At 71.3% G+C, this 24,604-nt stretch carries 27 protein-coding genes and 1 tRNA gene; 1 reads left to right on the forward strand and 27 read right to left on the reverse strand.

What is annotated here, in order from left to right; all coding sequences use genetic code 11:
• Positions 1–162: 162 nt before the first annotated feature.
• The 16 genes from AB0F62_RS21150 to AB0F62_RS21225 form a co-directional block, all read right to left on the reverse strand.
• Positions 163–576: a hypothetical protein gene (locus AB0F62_RS21150; RefSeq protein WP_361800965.1), complete on the reverse strand. Its 414-nt coding sequence runs from the start codon at positions 574–576 to the stop codon at positions 163–165.
• Between the two features lie 255 nt (positions 577–831).
• A complete protein-coding gene (locus tag AB0F62_RS21155; RefSeq protein WP_361800968.1) occupies positions 832–2,127 on the reverse strand; it encodes an MraY family glycosyltransferase in 1,296 nt (431 codons plus the stop codon).
• 118 nt (positions 2,128–2,245) lie between these two features.
• Positions 2,246–3,547: a serine hydroxymethyltransferase gene (glyA, locus tag AB0F62_RS21160; protein WP_361800971.1), complete on the reverse strand. Its 1,302-nt coding sequence runs from the start codon at positions 3,545–3,547 to the stop codon at positions 2,246–2,248.
• A gap of 180 nt (positions 3,548–3,727) precedes the next feature.
• Positions 3,728–4,360, reverse strand: coding sequence for a protein-tyrosine-phosphatase (locus tag AB0F62_RS21165; protein WP_361800974.1), 633 nt, complete (start codon positions 4,358–4,360; stop codon positions 3,728–3,730).
• On the reverse strand, positions 4,357–5,004 hold the full coding sequence (locus AB0F62_RS21170) for an L-threonylcarbamoyladenylate synthase (protein WP_361800977.1): 648 nt from the start codon (positions 5,002–5,004) through the stop codon (positions 4,357–4,359). The genes AB0F62_RS21165 and AB0F62_RS21170 overlap by 4 nt, the downstream gene beginning before the upstream one ends.
• Before the next feature lie 31 nt (positions 5,005–5,035).
• Entirely contained in the window at positions 5,036–5,881 is an 846-nt protein-coding gene (prmC, locus tag AB0F62_RS21175) for a peptide chain release factor N(5)-glutamine methyltransferase (protein ID WP_361800980.1), read from the reverse strand.
• A gap of 16 nt (positions 5,882–5,897) precedes the next feature.
• A complete protein-coding gene (gene prfA, locus AB0F62_RS21180; protein ID WP_361800983.1) occupies positions 5,898–6,977 on the reverse strand; it encodes a peptide chain release factor 1 in 1,080 nt (359 codons plus the stop codon).
• 115 nt (positions 6,978–7,092) lie between these two features.
• Positions 7,093–7,317: a 50S ribosomal protein L31 gene (gene rpmE / locus AB0F62_RS21185; protein ID WP_361800986.1), complete on the reverse strand. Its 225-nt coding sequence runs from the start codon at positions 7,315–7,317 to the stop codon at positions 7,093–7,095.
• Positions 7,318–7,440: 123 nt separating this feature from the next.
• Positions 7,441–8,565, reverse strand: a complete 1,125-nt coding sequence (locus AB0F62_RS21190) for an LCP family protein (RefSeq protein ID WP_361800989.1) — start codon at positions 8,563–8,565, stop codon at positions 7,441–7,443.
• A 307-nt stretch (positions 8,566–8,872) separates the two neighbouring features.
• Complete coding sequence (gene rho / locus AB0F62_RS21195) at positions 8,873–10,813, reverse strand: transcription termination factor Rho (protein WP_361800992.1); 1,941 nt, start codon at positions 10,811–10,813, stop codon at positions 8,873–8,875.
• Positions 10,814–11,209: 396 nt separating this feature from the next.
• A complete protein-coding gene (gene thrB, locus AB0F62_RS21200) occupies positions 11,210–12,133 on the reverse strand; it encodes a homoserine kinase (RefSeq protein WP_361800995.1) in 924 nt (307 codons plus the stop codon).
• 261 nt (positions 12,134–12,394) lie between these two features.
• Entirely contained in the window at positions 12,395–13,483 is a 1,089-nt protein-coding gene (gene thrC / locus AB0F62_RS21205) for a threonine synthase (RefSeq protein ID WP_361800998.1), read from the reverse strand.
• Positions 13,484–13,490: 7 nt separating this feature from the next.
• Positions 13,491–14,837 (reverse strand): homoserine dehydrogenase, encoded by a 1,347-nt coding sequence (locus AB0F62_RS21210; protein WP_361801001.1) that lies wholly within the window; start codon positions 14,835–14,837, stop codon positions 13,491–13,493.
• Between the two features lie 129 nt (positions 14,838–14,966).
• Entirely contained in the window at positions 14,967–16,358 is a 1,392-nt protein-coding gene (gene lysA, locus AB0F62_RS21215; protein ID WP_361801004.1) for a diaminopimelate decarboxylase, read from the reverse strand.
• Positions 16,359–16,377: 19 nt separating this feature from the next.
• The gene (gene nrtL, locus AB0F62_RS21220; RefSeq protein WP_361801007.1) at positions 16,378–17,355 is read right to left on the reverse strand and encodes an ArgS-related anticodon-binding protein NrtL; all 978 of its coding nucleotides are present in this window, start codon (positions 17,353–17,355) and stop codon (positions 16,378–16,380) included.
• Between the two features lie 66 nt (positions 17,356–17,421).
• Complete coding sequence (locus AB0F62_RS21225; protein WP_361801010.1) at positions 17,422–17,925, reverse strand: response regulator; 504 nt, start codon at positions 17,923–17,925, stop codon at positions 17,422–17,424.
• Between the two features lie 334 nt (positions 17,926–18,259).
• Here AB0F62_RS21225 and AB0F62_RS21230 point away from each other — a divergent pair.
• Positions 18,260–18,331: transfer RNA gene (locus AB0F62_RS21230), tRNA-Arg, on the forward strand.
• 256 nt (positions 18,332–18,587) lie between these two features.
• Here the strand turns inward: AB0F62_RS21230 and AB0F62_RS21235 are convergent.
• From AB0F62_RS21235 to AB0F62_RS21285, 11 genes are all read right to left on the reverse strand, one after another.
• Positions 18,588–18,872: an antibiotic biosynthesis monooxygenase gene (locus tag AB0F62_RS21235; protein ID WP_361801013.1), complete on the reverse strand. Its 285-nt coding sequence runs from the start codon at positions 18,870–18,872 to the stop codon at positions 18,588–18,590.
• Between the two features lie 226 nt (positions 18,873–19,098).
• Positions 19,099–20,472, reverse strand: coding sequence for a site-specific integrase (locus AB0F62_RS21240; RefSeq protein ID WP_361801016.1), 1,374 nt, complete (start codon positions 20,470–20,472; stop codon positions 19,099–19,101).
• A complete protein-coding gene (locus AB0F62_RS21245) occupies positions 20,469–20,642 on the reverse strand; it encodes a helix-turn-helix domain-containing protein (RefSeq protein ID WP_179279879.1) in 174 nt (57 codons plus the stop codon). Before AB0F62_RS21245 ends, AB0F62_RS21240 begins: the two co-directional genes overlap by 4 nt.
• Before the next feature lie 11 nt (positions 20,643–20,653).
• Positions 20,654–22,045 (reverse strand): replication initiator protein RepSA, encoded by a 1,392-nt coding sequence (gene repSA / locus AB0F62_RS21250; RefSeq protein WP_361801019.1) that lies wholly within the window; start codon positions 22,043–22,045, stop codon positions 20,654–20,656.
• Positions 22,042–22,752 (reverse strand): DNA methylase, encoded by a 711-nt coding sequence (locus AB0F62_RS21255; protein WP_361801021.1) that lies wholly within the window; start codon positions 22,750–22,752, stop codon positions 22,042–22,044. The genes repSA and AB0F62_RS21255 overlap by 4 nt, the downstream gene beginning before the upstream one ends.
• Positions 22,749–22,943, reverse strand: a complete 195-nt coding sequence (locus tag AB0F62_RS21260; protein WP_361801023.1) for a hypothetical protein — start codon at positions 22,941–22,943, stop codon at positions 22,749–22,751. Before AB0F62_RS21260 ends, AB0F62_RS21255 begins: the two co-directional genes overlap by 4 nt.
• A gap of 91 nt (positions 22,944–23,034) precedes the next feature.
• Entirely contained in the window at positions 23,035–23,352 is a 318-nt protein-coding gene (locus AB0F62_RS21265; protein ID WP_361801024.1) for a SpdD-like protein, read from the reverse strand.
• A gap of 11 nt (positions 23,353–23,363) precedes the next feature.
• Positions 23,364–23,522: a hypothetical protein gene (locus tag AB0F62_RS21270; protein WP_361801027.1), complete on the reverse strand. Its 159-nt coding sequence runs from the start codon at positions 23,520–23,522 to the stop codon at positions 23,364–23,366.
• An 11-nt stretch (positions 23,523–23,533) separates the two neighbouring features.
• Positions 23,534–23,725: a mobile element transfer protein gene (locus AB0F62_RS21275; protein ID WP_319159126.1), complete on the reverse strand. Its 192-nt coding sequence runs from the start codon at positions 23,723–23,725 to the stop codon at positions 23,534–23,536.
• Between the two features lie 5 nt (positions 23,726–23,730).
• Positions 23,731–23,910: a hypothetical protein gene (locus tag AB0F62_RS21280; protein WP_361801030.1), complete on the reverse strand. Its 180-nt coding sequence runs from the start codon at positions 23,908–23,910 to the stop codon at positions 23,731–23,733.
• Between the two features lie 15 nt (positions 23,911–23,925).
• Positions 23,926–24,603 carry a DUF2637 domain-containing protein gene (locus AB0F62_RS21285; protein WP_361801033.1) on the reverse strand — a complete coding sequence of 226 codons (678 nt, stop codon included), beginning with the start codon at positions 24,601–24,603 and terminating at the stop codon, positions 23,926–23,928.
• Between the last annotated feature and the right edge of the window lies 1 nt (position 24,604).

Raw genomic sequence — 24,604 nt, forward strand, 5'->3', positions numbered from 1 at the left:
CACGGAACGGCACTGGACTGGTCTTACGGATGTGGGGGCGGCGGGTGGGCGCTGAGCCGAAGGGCTGTTGCGAAGGCATGACTGCCACCCGCGCCAGCTCTGCCGCAGTTGAGACCGGACGATAGCAAACGAGCGGAAGTTCGCTCACACCGGCCCTGCTGTTCACGGAGAAGTTCCGGCGGATCCGGGCTCCACGTACAGCATCTTGGTCTTCATATGAGCACGGGCCTGCGCGGCGATCCACACCAGGGTCGTGCCGAGCAGGGTGAAGGCGAACACCTGGGTGTCGAACAGCGAAGTGTTCTTGAACACCGCCAGGACGATCGCGAGCAGCAGCAGCTGCACGGTGTAGAGCATCAGCCCCATCGCCTGGAACAGCGAGGGATAGGAACGGGCGGTGCGCTGAAGCACCGTCAGACCGATTCCCATGAACGCGATCACCACCACCGCGCCGAAGCCCGCGCCGATCGCGCCCTTGCCACCCGCGAGCACGCCTGCGACAGCGACCGCGATCACCCCCGCAGCGGCGGCGGGCACGGCGCAGTTCAGGAGCATTCGGACGTCGTTGGACTGCATGGCGGCAGCTCCTCCGGCGAGGTTGGGAGTACAGGGGTCGTCGAGGACGAGGGTAGCCCGGCGGCGAGAGCATGACTCACGCCGGAAGACCATCGCACTAGGGTCTTTCGGCTTGATTCCGGGTTCTCGTGAACGGTATCACAAACTATTTGATGAGGTCTTTACCCGGTTCGTGTGTGACCTGTCACACGAGAGGAGTAACTGCCGTGTCGACTGACTGACGCGGAGGTGCGGTTGTGCTATCGAGCGGACGGCCTACGAACGGCCGCCCGCACCCCGTCCCGCGTCCACAAGGGGCCGTGCGCTGAGCGCCGTCGCTCCGTTGACCCCCGGGGCCTCGCCGGCCGCGATCGAGGCCGCAGCGGCGGCGTGCGCCTCGATCCGGGTACGGCGGTAGCGCGGCGGCACGAACGCCTCCGCCCAGCGCGGGGCCCGCGGCCTGAACCGCGGCATGAGCAGGGCGATCAGTCCCATCCCGCTCAGGGTGACGATGCCCAGCACGATCCACAGGCTGGAGGAGTTCACCGAGAAGGCCACCGCGCCGAAAGAGATCAGCGCGGACCAGAAGTACATGATCCACACGGCCCGGCTGTGCGAGTGCCCGATGTCCAGCAGGCGGTGGTGCAGGTGCCCGCGGTCCGCGGCGAACGGCGACTGGCCGTTCCAGGTACGGCGGACGATCGCCAGCACCAGGTCGGCCGCCGGGATCGCGATGAGCGTCAGGGGCAGCAGCAGCGGCATGAAGACCGGAACCATGGTGTGCGTGGTGTCACGGGTGGAGCCGGTGAGGTTGGTGATGGCGTCGGGGTCCGTCTGACCGGTGATCGAGATCGCGCCGCAGGCCAGCACCAGCCCGATCAGCATGGAGCCCGAGTCGCCCATGAAGATCCGCGCCGGGTGCAGGTTGTGCGGCAGGAAGCCCAGGCACATCCCGATGAGGATGGCGCTGAACAGCGTCGCCGGGGCGGCCGCCTCGATGCCGTAGCCGTACCAGATGCGGTAGGCGTACATGAAGAACGCGATCGCGGCGATGCAGACCATTCCGGACGCGAGTCCGTCGAGTCCGTCGACGAAGTTGACCGCGTTGATCGTGATCACGACCAGGGCCACGGTCAGCAGGGTCGACTGCACCGGTGAGAGCGACACGATCCCCTTGCCCGGGATCGGCAGCCACAGCACGGTCAGACCCTGCAGCACCATCACGCCGGCCGCGATCATCTGCGCGCCCAGCTTGATCAGGGCGTCCACGCCCCACTTGTCGTCCAGCACGCCCAGCAGCCAGATCAGACCGGCACCGGACAGCAGCGCCCGTGGCTCGTTGGACAACTCGAAGACGCTCTTGAGGTTCGTCAGGTGGGCGGCCACCAGCAGACCCGCGCACAGCCCGCCGAACATGGCGATACCGCCGAGGCGGGGCGTGGGCTCACGGTGGACGTCGCGGTCGCGGATCTCGGGCATGGCGCCCGCCGCGATGGCGAACTTGCGTACCGGCCCCGTGAGGAGGTAGGTCACGGCGGCAGCCACGCACAGGGTCAAGAGGTACTCGCGCACGGGCACACCCTATTCGCGTCCGGGTGGCGACTGTAAACACAGACAGAGACTCACAGCGGATACCCAGGGTTGCACATGCCACTCGCGGTACCGCTCCGGCCCCCCTGTGAGCCGTGTCTCAGCCCGGGTACGGAGGGAATCCCTCGACCAGTTCCGCGACCTCGCCCGCCAGCCCGCGCTCCTCCCGCAGCGCCCGCGCGATCAGGTCCGCGACCTGCGGCATCTGCGCCTCGCCCATCCCCTGGGTGGTCACCGAGGCGGTGCCCAGGCGGATGCCCGAGCCGGCCGTGCACGGCTCGGTGTCGTACGGCAGCGTGTACTTGTCCAGCACGATCCCGGCGGCCGCGCACAGCCCGCGGGCGCGCATCCCGGTGACGCCGAAGGCCGACACGTCGGCGGCGATCAGATGCGTGTCCGTGCCCCCGGTGGCGATGCGCAGGCCCCGCGCGGCCAGCGCGTCCGCCAGCGCGCGGGCGTTGGCGACGACCTGGTGCGCGTAGAGCGCGAACTCCGGCCGCGCCGCCTCGGCGAACGCCGCCGCCTTCGCCGCGACGGCGTGCATGTGGGGACCGCCCTGCGAGAAGGGGAACACCGCCCGGTCGATGCGCTGGGCCAGGCCCGCCCCGCACAGGATCATCCCGCCGCGCGGGCCGCGCAGCGTCTTGTGCGTGGTGGCGCACACCACGTCCGCGTACGGCACCGGGTTGGGGGCGGCGCCTCCGGCGACCAGGCCGAGCGTGTGCGCGGCGTCCACGATCAGGTAGGCGCCGACGTCGTCCGCGATCTCTCGGAACGCGGCGTAGTCGATGTGCCGGGGGTAGGCGATGCCGCCGCAGACGATCGCCTTCGGGCGATGCCGGTGGGCCAGGGCGCGCAACTGCTCGTAGTCGATCAGGCCGCCCTCCTCGAAGGTCTCCCCCCGTGTCACCCCGTAGCCGACGATGTCGAACCAACGGCCGGAGAAGTTGGACTCGGATCCGTGGGTGAGGTGGCCGCCGTGGGCCAGCGACATCGCCAGGACGGTGTCTCCCGGGACCAGGAGGGCCGCGTAGGCGGCCAGTACGGCCGAGGAGCCGGAGTAGGGCTGCACGTTCGCGTGCGCCGCTCCGAAGAGCCGTGTGGCCCTTTCCACGGCCAGCCGCTCCGCCAGGTCGACCAGCTCGCACCCGGCGTGGTGGCGGTGACCGGGGTAGCCCTCGGCGTACTTGTTGGCCAGCGGCGAGCCGAGGGCCGTCAGGACGGCCGGGGACGTGAAGTTCTCGCCCGCGATCAACTGCAGGCACGAGGCCTGCCGCTGGGCCTCCCCGAGGAGGATGTCGGCCAGTTCGGGGTCGTGCGCGCGCAGCGCTTCGAGCCCGGGGCCTCCGGCCGGGAGCGACGGGGCGGTTATATGGGGTGAAGACGCTTCCGCGGTGGGCATGGCGGCGCTCCCGGGGGCGGCTGGGAAGGGACTCACCTGCCACTGTTGCACCCTTCCGGACATTTCGCGCCGCGTTGTGCTCCACCGGGGGTCCGGATTTCCGGGCGGGGTCCGCGCCGCTCCGCCGGGGCGGACCCCCGGCGGCGGCGCCCGCGGTGGCGAAACCTTCCGCCCGGCGGGTCAGGCGGTGGGCGCCGGCACCCCGGTGAGCGCGGTCAGGACGGGGTCCAGCGCGTCGTGGATCTCCTCGCCGATGCTGCGGAAGAACGTCAGCGGGGCGCCGTACGGGTCGTACACCTCGTCCGCGTCCGCCGTGGGGGCCAGCAGCCACCCGCGCAGGGCGGCGGCGGCGCGCACCAGGGACCGCGCGCGCTCGGTCACGCTGCCCTCCGGCAGCGTCGCCGGGTCTATCGCCTTCACCAGCCGGGTGAACTCCTTGAGCGTGAAGGTGCGCAGGCCCGCCGCGTGCCCCATGGAGATCACCTGGGCGCGGTGGTCGCGGGTCGCGGTCAGGACGAGGTCGGCGTCGATCACGTGGTCGTCGAGGAGTTCGCGCCCGAGGAAGCCCGTCGGGTCGGCGGCGTACTCGGCGAGCACCGTGGCGGCGTGCGCCTCCATCGGCGCGCCCTCGTGCCCCCAGGTGCCGGCGCTCTCCACGATGATCCCCGCGGCCCCGTCGCCGAGGCGCAGCGTCAGCTCATGCCGGGTCAGCCGCTCGGCCATGGGCGAGCGGCAGACGTTGCCGGTGCAGACGTGGAGGATGCGGAAAGGGCGCTCGCCGTGATCCCACTGCCCGGGTATGGGCGGTGTCAATTGCCGACCTCCAGGTCGGGTACGACCTCGCGCAGCTGCTCCGCGCTGATCGCGCCCGCCCGCAGCAGCACGGGCACCTTCCCGGTGACGTCCACGATGGAGGACGGCACGGCCGCGGGCGTCGGGCCGCCGTCGAGGTAGATCGCGACGGAGTCGCCGAGCATCTCCTGCGCCGCGTCGCAGTCCTGCGGCGAGGGGTGGCCGGTCAGGTTGGCGCTGGAGACGGCCATCGGGCCGGTCTCGGTCAGCAGCTCGATGGCGACCGGGTGCAGCGGCATGCGGACGGCGACCGTGCCGCGGGTGTCCCCCAGGTCCCACTGGAGCGACGGCTGGTGGCGGGCCACGAGGGTGAGGGCGCCCGGCCAGAAGGCGTCGACGAGCTCCCACGCCTGCTCGGTGAAGTCGGTGACCAGGCCGTGCAGGGTGTTCGGGGAGCCGACGAGAACGGGCGAGGGCATGTTGCGGCCCCGGCCCTTGGCCTCCAGCAGGTCGCCGACGGCCTCGGTGTTGAACGCGTCCGCACCGATGCCGTAGACGGTGTCGGTGGGCAGCACCACGAGTTCGCCGCGGCGTACGGCGGACGCGGCCTCACGCAGTCCGGCAACCCGGTCCGTCGCGTCCGAGCAGTCGTAACGCCGTGCCATCAGCAGACCTCCATGATGTGCGGCGCCGTGCTCACGGCGTCGCCTTGCGGGCAGTGGTGAACCGGGGTCGGTTGTTGAGGTCGGGGTGGTCGGCGGCGTCCGCCCAGCCGGCCTCCTCGGTGAAGATCCAGGGGACCTGGCCGCCCTGGGTGTCGGCGTGCTCGATCACGACGACGCCGCCGGGCCGCAGCAGCCGGTGCGCGGTGCGCTCGATGCCGCGGATGGTGTCCAGGCCGTCCTCGCCGGAGAACAACGCCATCTCCGGGTCGTGGTCGCGGGCCTCGGGAGCCACGTACTCCCATTCCGTGAGCGGGATGTACGGCGGATTGGAGATCACCAGGTCCACCTGTCCGTCGAGGTCCCGGAAGGCCTCCAGGGCGTCGCCCTGGCGCAGGTCGACCTTGCTGCCCTCGACGTTCTTGCGGGCCCACACCAGCGCCTCGTCGGACAGCTCCACGGCGTGCACCCGGCTGCGCGGCACCTCCTGCGCCAGGGCGAGCGCGATGGCGCCCGATCCCGTGCACAGGTCGACGATGAGCGGCTCGGCGACGTCCATGGCGCGTACGGCGTCTATGGCCCAGCCGACGACCGACTCGGTCTCCGGCCGCGGCACGAAGACCCCGGGCCCGACCTGGAGCTCCAGGTAGCGGAAGAAGGCGCGGCCCGTGATGTGCTGCAGCGGCTCGCGGGCCTCGCGGCGGGCCACGGCCTCCCAGTAGCGCGCGTCGAAGTCGCCGTCGGCGACGGTGTGCAGCGCGCCGCGCTTCACCCCGTGCACATACGCCGCGAGCTCCTCGGCGTCGAACCGCGGCGAGGGAACGCCGGCGTCGGCCAGCCGCTGGGTCGCCTGGGCGACCTCGGCGAGCAGCAGGTTCACGTTCTCCGCCTCCGGTTCAGCTTCCGTCGCCCGCGGCCGCCAGCTTGGCGGCCGAGTCGGCGTCGACGCAGGCCTGGATCACCGCGTCCAGTTCCCCGTCGAGGACCTGGTCCAAGTTGTACGCCTTGAAGCCGACGCGGTGGTCGGAGATGCGGTTCTCCGGGAAGTTGTACGTACGGATGCGCTCGCTGCGGTCCACGGTGCGCACCTGGCTGCGGCGGGCGTCGGACGCCTCGCGCTCCGCCTCTTCCTGCGCGGCGGCCAGCAGCCGGGAGCGCAGGATGCGCATCGCCTGCTCCTTGTTCTGCAGCTGGCTCTTCTCGTTCTGGCAGGAGACGACGATGCCGGTGGGCAGGTGCGTGATCCGGACCGCGGAGTCGGTGGTGTTGACCGACTGGCCGCCGGGGCCGGAGGAGCGGTACACGTCGATCCGCAGGTCGTTGGCGTTGACCTCGACCTCGACCTCCTCGGCCTCCGGGGTGACCAGCACGCCGGCGGCGGAGGTGTGGATGCGGCCCTGCGACTCGGTGGCCGGCACGCGCTGCACGCGGTGCACTCCGCCCTCGTACTTCAGCCGGGCCCAGACGCCCTGGCCGGGCTCGGGGGTGCCCTTCATCTTCACCGCGACCTGGACGTCCTTGTAGCCGCCGAGGTCGGAGGCGTTGGCGTCGATGATCTCGGTCTTCCAGCCCAGGCGTTCGGCGTAGCGCAGGTACATGCGCAGCAGGTCGCCCGCGAAGAGCGCGGACTCCTCACCGCCCTCGCCCGCCTTGACCTCGAGGATCACGTCCTTGTCGTCACTGGGGTCGCGCGGGACGAGCAGCAGCCGGAGCTTTTCGGTGAGCTCCTCGCGCTGCTTGTCCAGCTCCTTCACCTCGGCGGCGAAGTCCGGGTCGTCGGCCGCGAATTCGCGAGCGGTCTCGATGTCGTCGCCGGTCTGCTTCCATGCGCGGTAGGTGCCGATGATGGGGGTCAGCTCGGCATAGCGCTTGTTCAGCTTGCGCGCGTTGGCCTGGTCGGCGAAGACCGCCGGGTCGGCAAGCTTCTTCTCGAGGTCGGCGTATTCGCCGATCAGTTCCTCGACCGCCTCGAACATCAGGATCCCTGCTCGTGAAAAGGGGTGAAAGCCGGTGAACCAGCCTGGGACGACAAAGCGCCGGTCCGGCCGCCGGAGGATATCCGGGCAGCCGTGGACCGGCGCTTTCGGGTCGCTACTTCTTGGCGGACCCGGCCGCCTTGCCGAAGCGGGCCTCGAAGCGGGCCACGCGGCCACCGGTGTCGAGGATCTTCTGCTTGCCCGTGTAGAACGGGTGGCACGCCGAGCAGACGTCGGCGCGGATGACGCCGCCGGCAACGGTGCTACGAGTGGTGAACGAGGCGCCACAGGTGCAGCTGACCTGGGTCTCCACGTACTCCGGGTGGATGTCGCGCTTCAAGGGGTTCTCCTAGTGTTCGGGAGGGTCCCGGGTCGTGGCGCGGGTTTGCGTCACGTGAACCGGGGCCGACGTACCAGTCTGCCAGGACTGGCCGCATCTCCCCAAACCGGGGCCCGCGGCGATCTATTCCGCTCCCGCGGCGGGCGGCTGCGAGGAGCTCCTGACGACACCGTTCGTGTCGACGTCGTCACCGGCCGAACCCTTGGTGGCCGACTTGGGGATCGCCTTGTCGGCCCGCAGGGCGGCCCAGACCTGCTCGGCCTGGTCGGCGATGGGCAGGACGCGGTTGGGGTCCGCGGGGTCGTAGCGCACGGGCATCGTGACCATGCCGATGTCCTGGGAGCCGAGTCCCTTGAGGCTCTCCCCCAGGCCGACCAGCTTCTTGACGGACGCCAGTTCCGAGTCGGTGGTGATGGCGCCCGTCGCGGTGTCGGCGATCTCGTACAGCCGGGTCGGCGAGCCGAGCAGCCCGATGCTGTTCACCCGGTCCACCAGGGCCTTGAGGAAGGCCTGCTGCAGCCTTATCCGGCCGAGGTCGCTGCCGTCCCCGACCCCGTGCCGGGTGCGGACCAGGCCGAGGGCCTGCTTGCCGTCCAGGTGGTGCGTGCCGGCCGGCAGGTGCAGATGGCTGCGGCTGTCGCTGATGGCCTGGCTGGTGGTGACGGTGACGCCGCCCAGGGCGTCGATGAGGTGCTGGAAGCCGGTGAAGTCGACCTCGATGTAGTGGTCCATGCGGATGCCGGTCATCGACTCGGCGGTCTTGACCGCGCAGGCCGGGCCGCCGACCGCGTACGCCTCGTTGAACATCTCGTTGTGCGCAGGCGGGGCCGTGCCCCCGCCGGGCTCGGCGCAGGCCGGGCGGTCGACGAGGGTGTCGCGGGGGATGCTGACCACGCTCGCCCGGTGGTGCCCCTGGTAGACGTGGACGATCATCGCGGTGTCGGAGCGGGCGGTGCCGTCGTCCTCGCCACCGCCGGCCTTCTGGTTGCTGCCCGACCGCGAGTCGGAGCCCAGGACGAGGATGTCCATCGAGCCGTTGTCCACGTCGGCCGGGCGGTCACGCCCCAGGAGGGCGTTGATGTCGATGCCCCTGATGTTGCCGTTGAGCTTGAGGTAGACGCATCCGACGGCGGCGGTGGTCAGCAGCAGGAGCGTCGCCACGACCCAGGCGGTGATCCGCAGGGCCTGCCGGCGGGGGCTGCGCCGGCGTCGCCGGGCGGCTCGTCCGTCGTCCGCGTGATCGACCATCGGCTCCTCTGTCCTGATCGGCTCCTCATGGTCGGGATACCCGCTCCCGTGCCCGCTCAGCCACACGGGAGGGGGTGCCCGCACAGGCCAATGACAGCGGGTCCCGGGCCGCCCCGCCTCGGGACGCGCCGGACCCGCCGCAGGTGAGAGCCATCCGGTCGGCGCCGCGCGGCCCGGCCGCGGGGTCCGGTCCCGCGATCCGGTCCGGTCCCGTCCCGCGGTCCGTCGGGGCCGTAGGACGACGGAAGGCCGGTCCCGTCACCGAAGTGACGGGACCGGCCTTCTCCGCCGTGCCGACGCCGGAGCGTCAGTCGTTGTTGCCACCCGGGGTGGTCTTGGCGATCTGCATCAGGAACTCGGCGTTCGACTTGGTCTGCTTCATCTTGTCCAGCAGCAGCTCGATCGCCTGCTGCGAGTCGAGCGCGTGCAGCACCCGGCGCAGCTTCCAGGTGATGTTCAGCTCGTCGGGGGCGAGCAGGATCTCCTCCTTGCGGGTACCGGACGGGTCGACGTCGACCGCCGGGAAGATCCGCTTGTCGGCGAGCTTCCGGTCGAGCTTGAGCTCCATGTTGCCGGTGCCCTTGAACTCCTCGAAGATCACCTCGTCCATGCGCGAGCCGGTCTCGACCAGCGCGGTGGCCAGGATGGTCAGCGAGCCGCCGTCCTCGATGTTGCGCGCGGCTCCGAAGAAGCGCTTCGGCGGGTACAGCGCGGTCGAGTCGACACCGCCGGACAGGATGCGGCCGGAGGCGGGCGCCGCGAGGTTGTACGCGCGGCCCAGACGGGTGATGGAGTCCAGCAGGACGACGACGTCGTGGCCCAGCTCCACCAGCCGCTTGGCGCGCTCGATGGCGAGCTCGGCGACGGTGGTGTGGTCCTCGGCGGGACGGTCGAAGGTCGAGGAGATGACCTCGCCCTTCACCGACCGCTGCATGTCGGTGACCTCTTCCGGACGCTCGTCGACGAGGACGACCATCAGGTGGCACTCGGGGTTGTTGCGGGTGATCGCGTTGGCGATGGCCTGCATGATGATCGTCTTACCGGTCTTCGGCGGGGCCACGATCAGGCCGCGCTGGCCCTTTCCGATCGGGGCGACCAGATCGATGATCCGGGTGATCAGCTGGCCGGGCTCGTTCTCCAGCCGCAGCCGCTCCTGCGGGTACAGCGGGGTGAGCTTGCCGAACTCGGGGCGGCCGCGGCCGCTCTCCGGCGCCATGCCGTTGACCGAGTCCAGGCGCACCAGCGCGTTGAACTTCTCGCGGCGCTCGCCGTCCTTCGGCTGGCGGACGGCACCGGTGACGTGGTCGCCCTTGCGCAGGCCGTTCTTGCGGACCTGGGCGAGCGAGACGTACACGTCGTTGGGGCCGGGCAGGTAGCCGGAGGTCCGGATGAACGCGTAGTTGTCGAGGATGTCCAGGATGCCGGCGACCGGGATCAGGACGTCGTCGTCGGCGACCTGCGGCTCGCCCGCGAAGTCGTCGCGGCGGTTGCCACCGCGGCCGCGGCGGTCGCGGTAACGGCCCCTGCGGCGGCGGCCGCCGCTCTCGTCGTCGTAGTCGTCCTGGCCACCCTGGCCGCCCTGGGGGCCGCCGCCCTGCTGCTGGCGCTGCTGGCCGCCGTCCTGCTGCTGACGCTGCTGGCCGCCGTCCTCGCCGCCCTTGCGGCGGTCGCGCTGACGGTCCCGCTGACGGTCGCGACGGCTCTCGCGGTCGCGGCGGTCCTCGCCGCCCTTGGCGTCGCCGGACTTGCCCTCGGCGGTGTCCACGGCGGCCTCGGCACGGCCCTCGGCGGACTGCTCGCCCTTGGCCGACTCGGCCTTGGCCTTGGCCGCGCCGGCGGTCTTCTCGCCGGCCGGCTGGCCGGGGATCTCGATCTGCTTCGGCTGCTGCTCGGCGCCCTGGGCCCCGGCCTCGCCGGATTCACCCGTACGGGTGCGGGAGGTGCTGCGGCGCTTCGGCTTCTCGGCGGCGGGCGCGCCCTCGGAGGCGGAGGCCTTGGAGCCGCCGCCGGCCTGCGCGGCCTTGATGGTCTCGATGAGCTGGCTCTTGCGCATCCGCGCGGTGCCCTTGATGCCGAGACCGGAGGCGAGCTGCTGCAGCTCGGCCAGGACCATGCCCTCAAGACCGGTACCGGCGCGGCGGCGCCGCGCGGCGGGGGCAGTGGCAGCACCGGTGGCAGGCGCGGCAGCGTCGGACGCGGCGACAGGGCTGTCTGCGCGTACGCCCATCAGATCGGTGGTGTCGCTCACGAAGGGTCCTTCCCTGGAGCGGACGTCGGCCTGTCTGGCTCGGCGACCGGTCGTGCTGTCCGGATCCGGTCCTTATCACTTGCGCCGGACCCGGGGCGGTGGTCCGCCTGGTGGCGGAAAAAATGATGTGGAACAAATACACAGTTACCGGCGAGGTGAGAGTTCACTCTCGGGTGAAATGTCACCCGCGCCGTCTCCGGAGCGTGCTCGGCACTGCTCAGGCATGCTGCCTATGCGGTGTGGGAGGCTCCCGGAAGAATGGGCGGTCCCGATGCGGGACACAAGGCACCGGGACAACAGGCCCGGCAGGCGGGTTCCTGGGTCCACGGGTGCAGCAATGAGATTAACACTACCGGATCCAACAAACATTCCCCCTCTCTACGACCGGCAATCGTGTCACTGCCCCACAGCGAGCGGCAGCACACTCGCCCCCGCGGCGTCGAGGGACAGGCGGTTGGCCGCCCACCCCTCTCCCGCCAGCCGGGAGACCTTGTCGGCGGTGTCCTCTTCTGTCAGCGCCAGCACCGTGGGCCCCGCACCCGAGATGACAGCGGGGACGCCCTCGGAGCGCAGCCGGTTCACCAGCGCGACGCTCTCCGGCATCGCGGGCGCCCGGTAGTCCTGGTGCAACCGGTCCTCGGTGGCGGGAAGCAGCAGGTCGGGGCGCCGGGTGAGGGCCTCGACGAGCAGCGCGGCGCGTCCCGCGTTGACCGCGGCGTCCACATGCGGGACGGAACGCGGCAGCAGCCCCCGGGCGGTCTCGGTCAGCACCGGCTTGCCGGGGACGAAGACCACCGGAACGACCGAGTCCGAGGGGTCCATCCGGACCGCGTGGGCGGCCCCGCCCTCGGTCCAGGCCAGCGTGAAGCCGCCGAGCAGACAGGCGGCGACGTTGTCCGGGTGGCCCTCGATCTCGTTGGCCAGCTCCAGCAGCGCGGCGTCGTCCAGCTTCTCCTGCCCGCCTATCGTCACCGCGCGGGCGGCCATGATGCCCGCACAGATGGCGGCGGAGGAGGAGCCGAGGCCGCGCCCGTGCGGGATGCGGTTGGCGCACACCACCTCCAGGCCGCGCGGCTGACCGCCGAGCAGGTCGAAGGCGGTCCTCAGGGCGCGTACGACCAGGTGGTTCTCGTCGCGGGAGAGCGAGCCGGCGCCTTCGCCGGCGATGTCGACGTGCAGACCGGAGTCGGCCACCCGGACCACGACGTCGTCGTAGAGTCCGAGCGCCAGGCCGAAGGCGTCGAAGCCCGGTCCGAGATTGGCGCTGGTCGCGGGGACGCGCACTCGGACGGCGGCGGCGCGGAAGGCGGGTCCGGCCATCGGTCGATGACTCTCCTTGTTTCACGGGCGTTTCCGCCTCGCGATGCCGCGGCAGCGTTGCCGTACGGCGGCGAGGACTTGGGGGACCGTACCAAGGGGATCCCGCGAGGAGGATGCCAATGGCATGGGCCAGAACGGCGTGCGGCGGCGCCGGTGTGAGGTCAGCCTATCGAAGGAAGGTTCTCCTGCGACATAGGGCGCACGGACAGCGCGTGATGCGTGTCGCGTGCGAATCCGTGCGCCCCTGACGTCATACGGGGATCAGAGCAGTCCGAGCTTGTCCGCGGCGGCGTCCGCGTCCACCGGAACGGTGACCGGCTGCGGCGCGCCGGCGACCGCCCAGTCGGGGTCCTTCAGGCCGTTCCCCGTGACGGTGCAGACGATCCGCTGACCCGGGTCGACCCTGCCCTCCTCCGCGGCCTTGAGCAGGCCCGCCACGCTCGCGGCGGAGGCCGGCTCGACGAAGACGCCCTCCCGCGCGGCGAGCAGCCGGTACGCCGACAGGATCTGACGGTCCGTCACAGAGTCGATCAGGCCGCCCGATTCGTCACGGGCCTCCTCGGCGAACTGCCAGGACGCCGGGTTGCCGATCCGGATCGCGGTGGCGATCGTCTGCGGCGCCCGCACCGGGTGGCCCAGCACGATCGGCGCGGCGCCGGAAGCCTGAAAGCCCCACATGCGCGGGTTCCGCCCGGACACGCCGTCCGCGGAGTATTCGCGGTAGCCCTTCCAGTACGCGGTGATGTTGCCCGCGTTGCCCACCGGGAGCACATGGATGTCCGGCGCGTCGCCGAGCGCGTCCACGATCTCGAAGGCCGCGGTCTTCTGACCCTCGATGCGGACCGGGTTCACCGAATTGACCAGCGCCACCGGGTACTTGTCGGACAGGCCGCGGGCGAGGTCCAGGCAGTCGTCGAAGTTTCCCTCGACCTGCAGGATGCGCGCGCCGTGCACCAGCGCCTGGCCCATCTTGCCCAGCGCGATCTTGCCCTGCGGCACCAGAACGGCGCACACCATCCCGGCCCGCACCGCGTAGGCGGCGGCCGAGGCCGAGGTGTTGCCGGTGGAGGCGCAGATGACCGCCTGCGCGCCCTCCTCCTTGGCCTTGGAGATCGCCATGGTCATGCCCCGGTCCTTGAAGGAGCCGGTGGGGTTGGCGCCCTCGACCTTCAGGTAGACCTCGCACCCCGTGCGCTCGGAGAGCACCTGGGCGGGGACCAGCGGAGTGCCGCCCTCCAGCAGCGTGACCACGGGGGTCGCCGCGCTGACCGGGAGCCGCTCCCGGTACTCCTCGATGAGGCCGCGCCACTGGTGGGTGGCCGGCACGCGGCCGGCGGAGACTGCGTTCATCGCTGGGTTACTCCCCTTCCACACGCATGATGCTGGCGACGCCCCGGACGGTGTCGAGTTTCCGCAGCGCCTCGACCGTCGCCGCGAGCGCCGCGTCCGGCGCCCGGTGGGTGACGACGACGAGCGACGCCTCGCCGCCCTCCCGCCGCCCGCCGGCGCCCTGCTCGACGGCGGCGCCGTCGCCGCCGCCCGGATTCCTTCCCTGCTGGCGAACGGTGTCGATCGACACCTGATGCTCGGCGAAGACCGTAGCCACCTGGGCCAGGACACCCGGTTTGTCCGCCACGTCCAGGCTGATGTGGTAGCGCGTCACCACGTCACCCATCGGGCTCACCGTGAGCTGCGCGTACGCCGACTCCCCCGGCCCGGTGGTGCCCGCCAGTTTGTTGCGGCAGGTCGCCACCAGGTCGCCCAGCACGGCGGAGGCCGTCGGCGAGCCGCCCGCCCCGGGACCGTAGAACATCAGCTGGCCGGCGGCCGCGGCCTCCACGAAGACCGCGTTGTACGCCTCGCGCACGCTCGCCAGCGGATGCGTCAGCGGGATCATCGCCGGGTGGACGCGGGCGGTGACCGAACGGCCGTCCGCACTGCGCTCGCAGATCGCCAGCAGCTTGACCGTGCAGCCCATCCGCCGGGCCGAGGCGATGTCGGCCGCGGTGACCTCGGTGATCCCCTCGCGGTGCACGTCGCCGATGGTCACCCGGGTGTGGAAGGCGATGCCGGCCAGGATGGCGGCCTTGGCGGCGGCGTCGAAGCCCTCGACGTCGGCGGTGGGGTCGGCCTCGGCGTAGCCCAGCGCGGTGGCCTCGTCCAGCGCCTCGGAGTATCCGGCGCCGGTGGTGTCCATCTTGTCGAGGATGAAGTTCGTCGTGCCGTTGACGATGCCCAGCACCCGGTTGACCTTGTCCCCGGCGAGCGACTCGCGCAGCGGGCGGATCAGCGGGATGGCCCCGGCGACCGCGGCCTCGTAGTAGAGGTCCACCCCGTGCTCCACGGCCGCGGCGTGCAGCGCGGCGCCGTCGGCGGCCAGCAGCGCCTTGTTGGCGGAGACCACGCTGGCGCCGTGCTCGAAGGCGGTGGTGATCAGCGAGCGGGCCGGCTCGATGCCGCCGATCACCTCGACGACCACGTCGATGTCCCCGCGTTTGACCAGGGCGGTCGCGTCCGTGGTGAGGAGTTCCGCGGGCACTCCGGCACGCACCCGGTTGGGCCGCCGCACGGCGATCCCGGCCAGTTCCACCGGTGCGCCGACCCGCGCGGCGAGGTCGTCCGCGTGCGTCGTCATGATGCGCGCCACCTCTGAGCCGACCACACCACAGCCCAGCAGCGCCACCTTCAGCGGACGCGTACGCATCATCCGACCTCGCTTCGCGGTTCCGGCCCTTTCGGGCCTCTTGGACGGTCCCAGTCTCACGCACCGGACGGAAGATTCCACGCCCTGTCCGGATCGCGAGACCGGGTTCCTTCTATGTGAGATGTCAGGTCAGCCGACGTCGAGACGGAGGAGATCCTCCTCCGTCTCGCGCCGGACGATCACCCGGGCCTCGCCGTCCTTGACGGCGACCACCGGGGGGCGCAGGGCATGGTTGTAGTTGCTCGCCATCGAGCGGCAGTACGCGCCCGTCGCCGGCACCGCCAGCAGGTCGCCGGGCGCCAGGTCGGCGGGGAGGAAGGCGTCGCGCACCACGATGTCGCCCGACTCGCAGTGCTTGCCGACGACCCGGCTCAGCATCGGCTCGGCGTCACTCGACCGCGACACCAGCGCCACGCTGTACTCGGCGTCGTACAGCGCCGTGCGGATGTTGTCCGACATCCCGCCGTCCACGCTCACGTACGTCCGCAGGCCCTCCAGCGGCTTGATCGTGCCCACCTCGTAGAGGGTGAACGCCGTCGGCCCCACGATCGCCCGGCCCGGCTCGACCGACAGCCGCGGGACGGCGAGCTCCGCGCCCCGGCACTCGCGGGAGACGATCTCCCCCAGCGACTTGGCGATCTCGTGCGGCTCGCGCGGGTCGTCGTCCGGGGTGTAGGCGATGCCGAGGCCGCCGCCGAGATCGATCTCGGGCAGCTCCACCCCGTGCTCGTCGCGGATCTGCCGCAGCAGGCCGATCACGCGGTGCGCGGCCACCTCGAAGCCGGAGGTGTCGAAGATCTGCGAGCCGATGTGCGAGTGGATGCCGACCAGTTCGAGCGAGTCCAGCCGCAGCACGCGGCGGACCGCCTCGGCCGCGTCCCCGCCGGTGAGGGAGAACCCGAACTTCTGGTCCTCGTGCGCGGTGGCGATGAACTCGTGGGTGTGCGCCTCGACGCCGACCGTCACCCGGACCTGCACCCGCTGCCGCCGGCCGGCCTTCCGCGCGGCGTCCGCCACCCGGACGATCTCCTGGAACGAGTCCACCACGATCCGCCCCACCCCGGCCTCGACGGCCTGGCGGATCTCCGCGGTGGTCTTGTTGTTGCCGTGCAGGGCGATCCGGTCGGCCGGCATCCCCGCGGACAGCGCCACGGCCAGCTCGCCGCCGGAGCACACATCGAGGTTGAGGCCCTCCTCGTGCAGCCAGCGCACGACCGCGCGGGACAGGAACGCCTTGCCCGCGTAGAAGACGTCGGCATCCGCGCCGAAGGCATCCCGCCAGGCGCGGCAGCGAGCCCGGAAGTCGGCCTCGTCCAGGATGTACGCGGGGGTGCCGAACTCCTCCGCGAGGCCGCGGACGTCCAGCCCGCCGACGGTCGCGACGCCCTCGGCGTCCCGGGTGACGGTACGGGCCCAGACCCGGGGGTCCAGGGCGTTCAGGTCGGCGGGCGGCGCCGTGTAGTGGCCCTCGGGGAGGACGTCGGCGTAACGGGGCCCGGCGGGGTGTGCGGAACGGCTCATCGTCTTGTGCTCTCTGCTCTCACAGGTGTCGGGGGGCGCTGATGCCGAGCAGGGTCAGGCCGTTGGCGAGCACGGTCCCGGCGGCGTCGGCGAGCGCCAGACGGGCCCCGTGAACGGCCGAGGGTTTCTCGTCGCCCTTCGGCAGCGCCGGGCACTCGTCGTGGAAGCGGAGGAAGGCGTCGGCGGTGCGCTCCAGCATCCGGGCCACCCGATCGGGTGCGCCGTGCCGGGCCGCGGCCTCCACGGTGCGGGGGAAGTCGGCGATCAGGCCGAGGAGTTCGGTCTCCGCGGGGTGGCGCAGACCGCTCGCCGTGCCGGGTCCGGCGCCCAGATCGTGGGCGTTGCGCAGCAGGGCCCGGGTACGGGCGTGAGCGTACCGGACCCGGAACAGGGGGTTGCCCTCACGCTGCGCCAGGTGCTCGGCGGCGTCCGTGCGCGGCGCGTCCTCGGCGGGCGGGCGCAGCAGGGCCCAGGCGGTGGCGTCGGCGCCGAGGGTGCGGCGCAGTTCGTCCGCCGTCTCGCGTACGGGGTGCGGCCGCCGGGCGGGCGGCACGATGCCGGTGGCGGCGTGGAGCCGGCGCAGGGCGGCGGCGTAGGCGTCGGCGCGGGCCTCGCCGGTGGGGTCCCCGGTGGCCGGGGCCTGGTGGGCGCCGATCCCGTACCGGCTTCCCCGCTCTCGTACGAGGCCGACGAGGGCCTCGTACGACTCCCCCTCGAGGGTGATGTTGAGGAACCCGGGATCGGCGATCTCGACCCGGGCGATGCCGGGGGCGCCGGCCAGCCGGCGGCCGATGACCCCGGCGACGGCGAGCGGCGCGGCGCCGGTCAGGGGGGCGAGCTGCAGGGCGACGTTGGTGGCGTAGTCCCCGCACCCGGGCCGCGGCGGCTTGCGTACGACGATCCGCTCGGGGACCGGGCCGGTGAGGCTGAGCTCGTCGGCCTCCACGGCGCGACGGACCGTGGCGAGCACGGTGCGGGAGAGCTCAGCGGGGGTCACAAGCGCAAGCGTAGGCGAGGAGGGGGGTGCCGACGCGAACGGGTTTCACCCTTTGGTCACCCCTGGTCACGCAGTGCCGCGCGTGGCGGCGGACGCCTCTTCCCCTTCTTCCCGCCGTTGGTTCCGGGGGGCGCCGGCGTCGGGGACGTCGGCATCGGGAGCGTCGGCGTCCGGGGCGTCGGGGGTGTCGGCTTCGAGCGGACCGGCGAGCCGCCGCACCACCTTGACCAGCTCGCCCGGCTCGAAGGGCTTGCCGAGGAATGCGTCCACCCCGGCCGCGACCGCGCTCTCCACCTCGGCCTGGGTGCAGGCACTGATCACGACGATCCGCACATCACGCGTCCGGGGGTCGGCACGAAGGCGGGCCGCCGTCCTTATCCCGTCGAGGCGCGGCATGACGACGTCGAGGGTCACCACATCCGGGCCCACGTGGTGGACCACGTCCAGGCACTCGGCACCATCGGCCGCGGTCACGACCTCGAAGCCCTCCAGCTCGAGGTTGACCCTGATCAGCTGCCGGATGACCTTGTTGTCGTCGACGACAAGCACCCGGCCGGACACGCCCGGCACATGAAGAGCCTAGGCGCGCCGGATCGGATGCGTCCGCGTTTTCCCCATTCCTTCCCCGACCGGGGGACGCGGCGGCGGTGCGCCGGACGGGCACCCGGGCCATGGGCTATGCCGCGGGCACGTTGCGCGGGGCACGGCGCGTTGCGCGTGCGCGGCTTCCGTCGCGGGGGTGGTTGCCGCCCGGCCCTCGCCCTCCCGGCGGCACCGTCTCCGGCGCCGCTCCACCCCCACTCCACCCTCGCGGGCCCACGACCCGCCTCCCCGGAAACCCTGTACACGGACACCCCTTCCAGGCTGGTAAGGTTTCACCCGTCGCCGCCACGGCGGATGACACGCCCCCGTAGCTCAGGGGATAGAGCAACGGCCTCCGGAGCCGTGTGCGCAGGTTCGAATCCTGCCGGGGGCACCTCGCACGAGGTGCCAAAAGACCCCGCCACCAGCCAAGACGCTGAGTGCGGGGTCTTTGCGTATGCGCAGCCGTATGCCGCCGAAAGTGGCCGTAGGACGGGGTCTGTGGACAGTACGTGGACAGGATCTTGAGCCATCGGCGCAGGTCAGTCCACGGAAATGCGCCAACGCTGGTGAGACTCCCTGGATCCGGCTCTGACCGGAGTTTCGTGAGAGGTCAGGTCGTCGGGGATCCAGCGCCACTGCGCAGGTCGCTACCCAGCAGCCACAACCGGGCCGGCCGTGACCTGCGGGGGGTTGGGGAGCAGTGACGCGAGGTTGTCCCGTACGAAGTCCGCCGCCCTCTTGACCGACTCTTCCGCCCCGGCCTGGTCCTCATAGACGCTGGTGGAGAGCATCACCCGATCCCCGGCATCGACCCAGTAGTAGGACACGAATCCGGGGACTTGGCGGAGGAGAGGCACGAATCCCTCGGCCACCAGGCGTCCCGCCTCGGCTGAATCGGTCACCCCTTCGTAGCGCCGCACTACTGCGTACATAGCTGATCTCCTCCTGGATCCCAAGGTCACCTTGCGCGAATCGACGTACCCCCATCGCATGTCTCTCGCTCGCCGGACGTCCGTAAGTGACTCGGATAGGCGCATTGGTCCGAACCGGGCATCTGCTGTGTCAGACCCGGGCGCGCAGGGCCTCACGGGACTCTGGTCGGAGAGGGCCGAGGACAGGCCGGCTGCGTTCCTGGTGGCGTCGGGATCGCGCCTTCAGTCACTCATACTCACGCAGCAAGTCCTCGATACGGCGATTGGCGACCTCCTGCCGCCCGTCGATGCACTTTGCGTACCGGCTCAGCAGCACCTCCACGCTGTTGCCCGCTCGTTCGGCAACCTCGGTGGCGTCGACGCCGGCGTTCAGCCACGTCGACAGCGCCGAGTGCCGCAGGTCGTAGGGCCGCCGGGCAAGGGGCGAGGCTGCCACGGCCGGCGGCAGAGCCAGCAGGCGAGCCTCCTGCCAGGCGCGGTAGTAGGAGGACGAGGAAACCACTCCCCCGCCCTCGCTGAAGAACAGGCGCCCGTCGCCAGCCGTCCCGAAGGTGTCGAGGTGTTCCCGGAAGATGGCCACCAGTTGCGGGGGAATCGGCACCCGGCGCACGTCCTCGGCCGGCCGGTTCTTCAGCCCGCGGTCATCGTGGCTCTCCCCGGAGTCGGTCCACTGCTTTCCGACGCTGGGGCGCGTGCGGTGGAGAAGTGCGGAGCCCCAACCTGTAGCGGGCAAGGTGAGGTCCATATCGGCAAGGCCGACCGCTTCGGCCGGGCGCAGGCCCCCGAAGTACATCGCGGCGAAGAGACCGACCAGGCGCCGGCCGCGGGCACGGCGGTAGCCGCCGAGGTACGACACGGCGCACAGCAGGTCGCGGGCCTGGTGCGGGTTGGCGACGACCCGCGGGTCCACCTCGCTGGAAACCTTGGGCTTTTGCCACCGGACGCCAGCGAGCGGATTCTCCGGAAACTCGCCGAGGTCGACCGCGTAATGCATGGCGTTGACGAGCGTCCGTCGCTTTCGACGCACGGTCTCGGCAGCCGCGGCAGTGCCGTCCAATTTGAGCTTGAGGGAATCGAGCACGGCACGGCCGATCACCGGGTCACCGAGATCCGCGAGCGGGCGAGACGCCTTGGATACCCAGTGAAGCGCGTTGGCAATCTCCGCAGGCAGTTCCCGATCATTCGGCCCCGGCAGGACGAAGGCCCAGTTCCGCAAAGCCTTGCGGATCAGTTCCTCCGGCGGCCGGCCGAGACGATCGTCCAGGAGCGCCACGGTGACCGAAGCCAAGGATTCGTTGATCCCGACACGCGTGTTCGGCGCGGCGTGCGGCCACTTCATCGCCAGATACTTGAGCGCGAAGTCGTACCAGGTCAGCGTGGCCTTTTGCTCCGCCATGGACAGAGGGAGACCGCTGTCGGCGTCGAACTCCTCTCCGTCGTGGGCCGCTCGCAGAAGCTTGGAGCGGAAATTGTCGGCGAGGCCCTTGGTCCGGAACGTATCGGAGAAGACCTGGCCGCCCACGGACCAGCGCACGTTGTAGGACGGTGTCTTGGTGTTCCGCTTGCGAACAGCCCACACCTTCACGTCGAGGGACTTCACGCGGCAGTCCCCTCCAGCCGGCGCAGCCACGCCATGAAGTCACTGCGCCACACCCGGAGCTCCCCGTTGGGCAGCTTGAAGGCGTCAGGACCCTGCCCCAGTTCCCGCCAGCGGTAGAACGTGCGACGTGAAACGCCCCCCAACTCGGCGAGGATTTGCGGAACAGTCATCAATTCGTCTTTCACGCTGCGGCTCCTTCCGGGGCAACTTGGTCATGCAGGGCTTCGCGGGCGGTTTCGCGGTTGAGCTGGAGGTCCCGGGCGATGGACGCGGCGAGGAGGGATTCGCCGGGGGTGTGACCGTGGCCGGCGTATTGCCAGTCGGCAAGGACCAGGACGGTGTCCGGCTCGATGTCCTCCAGGCCGAGGTACGCGTGCTCCTGGGCGGCGCGGTAGTCGGCACGTTCCTGGCGCAGTGCGCCGAGGGTGGTGGAGTAGCGGCGGGATTTGGTGGAGAAGTGGCCGCGGAAGCCGAGCATGTGCGCCCAGGCCCACAGCCGCCGGTCCGGGTAGAGGTCGTCGAGGTCGCGGCAGGCTTGGATGAGGCGGCGGGCGTGGTCGGGCACCTGGTGGCGGTCGAGTTCAGCGAGCTCCCCGATGCGGCGGTCGAGGGTGCCGGTGTTCTCGGCGGCTTTGGTGGCGTACTTGGCGACGTAGGAGGCGACGGCCTGCTCGGTGATGTCCGAGCCGTCGCCGAAAGCCTTGACCGGGCGAACGTCGAGCTGGGTACCCCAGCGGAAGGTCCGGGCCGATTGGTCGCCGGAGGCCGGGACGGCGACCGAGGTGTAGGAGTGGTGGGCGGCAGCCCCAACAGCGTCCTCGAGTAACTGGGTGGTGGCCCAGGACGGGGGCTCGGTGTCGGGACCTTCGGGGCCGTCGAGGCGGATGACGGCGTGGAAGTGGACGGCGCCGCGCTTTTGGAACTCGGCAACCTTGCCGAAGGAGACGCGCAGGACTTCGGCCATGGCGCGTTGGGTGAGGCCGGCGCGGGCGGCGATCTCGCGGCGGAGCCGGTTGGTGAAGCGCTGCCACAGTTGTCCGGCGTGGTTGTTGAACAGCACCGCCCCCGCGTAGTCGTACGTCGTCGGGTCCAACGCGGTCCCCAAAGCGGAATCGTCAGCAGCGTGCCGAGTCCCGCAGCGGCACCGTCCGGTGCCGGGCCGGTTGTGAACGCGCCCGAAGGAGGGGGCGGTGAGGGTGGCGAAGACTCTCGGGTGATCCCGGACGGTGCCGGGGATGTCGCGGCGCTGGTCTCCGGCGAGGCCTGCGCGGATGAGGTGGTAGGTGTCGCCGGCGTAGGTCCAGGCACAGGCCGGGCAACGGGAGGCGCGGCGGTTGCCGCAGGCGATGCGGAGGCGTCCGCCGGGTTCGTTCTCGGTGGAGTAGTGGTGCAGGGTCTCGCCGCTCACCTTGTCTTTGGTGAGGGTCCAGCCGGTCAGGTGGATGGGGTCGGAGCAGCCGCCGGTGCGGCGGATCTGGTCTTCCCAGCGGTGGAAGCCCGGAGACCCGGCCACCCGCAGCAGATCGTGCAGGGTGGTCGGGTCCAGGCCCGCGAGGGTCGCGGTGTCGGTCACGCGATCACCTTTTGGCGGGCAGTGAGGAACGCGGCCCCGATCCAGCGGGTGTAGGCCGGGGGGATCGCTTCGGTGAGTTCCTCGCGGACGTCGGTCCAGTCGATGCCCATGGCGGTCTGCATCTCGGCCACGGTGGCCTTGCCTCCCCCGTTTCCGTAGCCGGCGACGTACGGGCCGGTGCGGTAGACGCCGTGGCGGTACCCGCGCACGTAGCCACGGTGCCGAGGGTGCACGGGACGCGGGACGGCCCAACGGCCGAGTTCGAAGTTCCGGTGACGCAGCACCCCGAGACCGAACATCTCCCCACACAGCGACAGGTCCTTGCGGATGCTCGCGCGGCCGTTGGGCTGCTCGATCACATACGGCAGACCGGTGCGACCCAACAGGTCCCGGGTCGGGCCGACGAGGTCCTGGTGGGTGCTGCCCCAGCCCTGGGAGGCGTTGGTGCCCACGGTCAGCGCGCACCGAGCCTGGCAGGGCGGCGAGGCGTGAACGAGGGCGTAGCGCTCGATCTCACCGGTGCTGATCAGGCGGGCGAGGTGTTCGAGGGCGTCCCCGCGGTGGCGGGGGAAGGGGTAGTTGGGTCGGTCGGCCAAGTCAACGCCGTCCACGTCGAAGCCGGCCCGGTGATAGCCCATGGCGGCCCCGCCGGCGCAGCAGAACAGATCCAGCACCCGCAGCCCGTTCCTGGCAGCCGGGGCGATCATCGGGCCACCTGGGCAAGGCGCACGGCGGAGGCTGGCGTGGGGACGTGGCCGGTGCCGCGGCAGCCGGGGCAGGCGACGCGGAGCGTGGCGCGGGAACCATCGTTCAGGCGGGTGCCGGTGGTGATGGCGGCGGAGGCGAAGCCGTCGCAGGCCGGGCAGATCCGTGCTGCAGGCGGCGCAGAGTGGGTCATGATGGGGGTTCCTTCCGGATCTCTGGTTCGGGCAGGGGCTCGGCTCCCGGGGCGGGCGATACTTGGCGGTTGAGACCGCCCCGGGGGCCGGTCAGCGCTGGCGCTGGCCGTTGAGCATCGAGCGCAGGACGACCGCGCAGATGGCGACGGATGCGGCGGTGACGGCGACCGCCAGCAGCAGCGACACCAGGACCGTGCCGACGACCAAGACCACCGCTGTGCCGCCGGCGACGAGCGTGACCAGGGCGCCCGGGGTGAGCTGGACGACGGGCCGGGACGACACCGGAGCTACGGGGACGGGCGCAGGGGCCGTGGCCGCGGTGTGCTGCACGACGGTGGTCGACCCGACCGGGAGCGGGATGGTGACGCCGGTCGGGGTCGGGTTGGTGGGGATCTTCGGCCGAAGCATGAGCGGTCTCCCTACTTCTCGATGAAGGTGTCGATGACGGGGGCGAGGAGGCTGTCGGCGATGAGGTAGCCGCCCAAGAGCAGCACCAGGACCAGCCAGAGCGGCGGGCGGATGAGTTTGCAGCCGAGGTAGCCGACGACGATCAGGGCGAACCAGAGCGGGACGTCCACGGTTCTGCCTCCTATCGGGCCGTGCAGCGGTGGGTGCGGGCGGCCAGCTGGGCGGCTGACTGGCTGGAGTAGTCGGCGGACCAGCCGCAGCGGTCGTTGGTGCACACCGCGGCGTGCTTCGTCTGGCCGTGCCGGTCGCGGTGGGTGCCGATCTGCACGGGGCCGATCCGCATCACGGAGTGGAAGAAGTCGCGGGCGGGCATCGGGGTCAGTCCTCCTGTCCGCTGAAGTCGCTGGCGTGGTCGGTGAGCCACTGCCGGATCTCGGGGTGTTCGTCGTCGGTGGCCTGGTTGATGGCGTCCTCGCCCAGGCGCATGGCGTCCACCAGGCGGTGGTTCCGGGTGAGTTCGGCGGACCGTTCCAGGGCGGCGCGGATGTGCGGACGCATTGCGGTGTTCTCCTGTCAGGTGAGGTGGGCGGCGATGGCGTCGGCCAGCTGGGCGGGGACGCCGAGCCGGACGCGCAGGGTGTCGGTGTCGATCCGGTGGCCGGTGCGGGCGTGGTGGTCGTCGGCGACCTTCCGGGCGTGGGTAACCAGTGCGGCTGGGACCGCGGGAAGTGCCGGCGCAGGGGTGGGTTGTGCGGCAGGCAGGGCCGGGACAGGCTCGGTTGCCTCGACTGCGTCCGGCACGGGCTCGGGCTCAGGGGCGCGTTGGAGGTTGGACGCCTCGCTCACGTCGGGGGCCGGGGCTTCCTGGCGTTCGGGGGCGGGGCTTGGGGAGTGCACGAGGAGGGTGCCGCCGAGGAAGGCCAGGGCGGGCCATCCGGCGACGAGGATGCTCAGCCAGTCGGGCACGTGGTCCAGGTCGAGGAGGCCGGCCGTGGCCACGTTGGCGCCGAGGGATGCGGCCAGGGCCGTGGCAAACCAGAACCACGCAGCCCGCACCGGTTCACCACTGGGGCGGAGGGAGCGGAGCTTTCGCCAGGCGGCGACAAGGAGCAGGTCGACGCTGATGGGGTAGGCCCAGGCTTTCCAGCCGCTCTGTCCAGCTGCGGCGGCGAGGTCGTGTAGGTGGGCGAAGGACAGTGACCCTGCGATGACCGCTTGCACGAGCACCGCGTCCACGCGCAGAGACCGCATG

Origin of the sequence: Streptomyces sp. NPDC026673, assembly GCF_040638135.1 — a bacterium.
GTDB lineage: Bacteria > Actinomycetota > Actinomycetes > Streptomycetales > Streptomycetaceae > Actinacidiphila.

Excerpts from the sequence above, each read along its gene's own strand:
- AB0F62_RS21150 (WP_361800965.1), bottom strand. The coding sequence starts at position 576 with ATGCAGTCCAACGACGTCCGAATGCTCCTGAACTGCGCCGTGCCCGCC.
- glyA (WP_361800971.1), bottom strand. The coding sequence starts at position 3,547 with ATGCCCACCGCGGAAGCGTCTTCACCCCATATAACCGCCCCGTCGCTC.
- AB0F62_RS21170 (WP_361800977.1), bottom strand. The coding sequence starts at position 5,004 with ATGGCACGGCGTTACGACTGCTCGGACGCGACGGACCGGGTTGCCGGA.
- prfA (WP_361800983.1), bottom strand. The coding sequence starts at position 6,977 with ATGTTCGAGGCGGTCGAGGAACTGATCGGCGAATACGCCGACCTCGAG.
- AB0F62_RS21190 (WP_361800989.1), bottom strand. The coding sequence starts at position 8,565 with ATGGTCGATCACGCGGACGACGGACGAGCCGCCCGGCGACGCCGGCGC.
- thrB (WP_361800995.1), bottom strand. The coding sequence starts at position 12,133 with ATGGCCGGACCCGCCTTCCGCGCCGCCGCCGTCCGAGTGCGCGTCCCC.
- thrC (WP_361800998.1), bottom strand. The coding sequence starts at position 13,483 with ATGAACGCAGTCTCCGCCGGCCGCGTGCCGGCCACCCACCAGTGGCGC.
- AB0F62_RS21210 (WP_361801001.1), bottom strand. The coding sequence starts at position 14,837 with ATGCGTACGCGTCCGCTGAAGGTGGCGCTGCTGGGCTGTGGTGTGGTC.
- lysA (WP_361801004.1), bottom strand. The coding sequence starts at position 16,358 with ATGAGCCGTTCCGCACACCCCGCCGGGCCCCGTTACGCCGACGTCCTC.
- AB0F62_RS21235 (WP_361801013.1), bottom strand. The coding sequence starts at position 18,872 with ATGTACGCAGTAGTGCGGCGCTACGAAGGGGTGACCGATTCAGCCGAG.
- AB0F62_RS21245 (WP_179279879.1), bottom strand. The coding sequence starts at position 20,642 with ATGACTGTTCCGCAAATCCTCGCCGAGTTGGGGGGCGTTTCACGTCGC.
- AB0F62_RS21255 (WP_361801021.1), bottom strand. The coding sequence starts at position 22,752 with ATGATCGCCCCGGCTGCCAGGAACGGGCTGCGGGTGCTGGATCTGTTC.
- AB0F62_RS21260 (WP_361801023.1), bottom strand. The coding sequence starts at position 22,943 with ATGACCCACTCTGCGCCGCCTGCAGCACGGATCTGCCCGGCCTGCGAC.
- AB0F62_RS21265 (WP_361801024.1), bottom strand. The coding sequence starts at position 23,352 with ATGCTTCGGCCGAAGATCCCCACCAACCCGACCCCGACCGGCGTCACC.
- AB0F62_RS21275 (WP_319159126.1), bottom strand. The coding sequence starts at position 23,725 with ATGCCCGCCCGCGACTTCTTCCACTCCGTGATGCGGATCGGCCCCGTG.
- AB0F62_RS21280 (WP_361801030.1), bottom strand. The coding sequence starts at position 23,910 with ATGCGTCCGCACATCCGCGCCGCCCTGGAACGGTCCGCCGAACTCACC.
- AB0F62_RS21285 (WP_361801033.1), bottom strand. The coding sequence starts at position 24,603 with ATGCGGTCTCTGCGCGTGGACGCGGTGCTCGTGCAAGCGGTCATCGCA.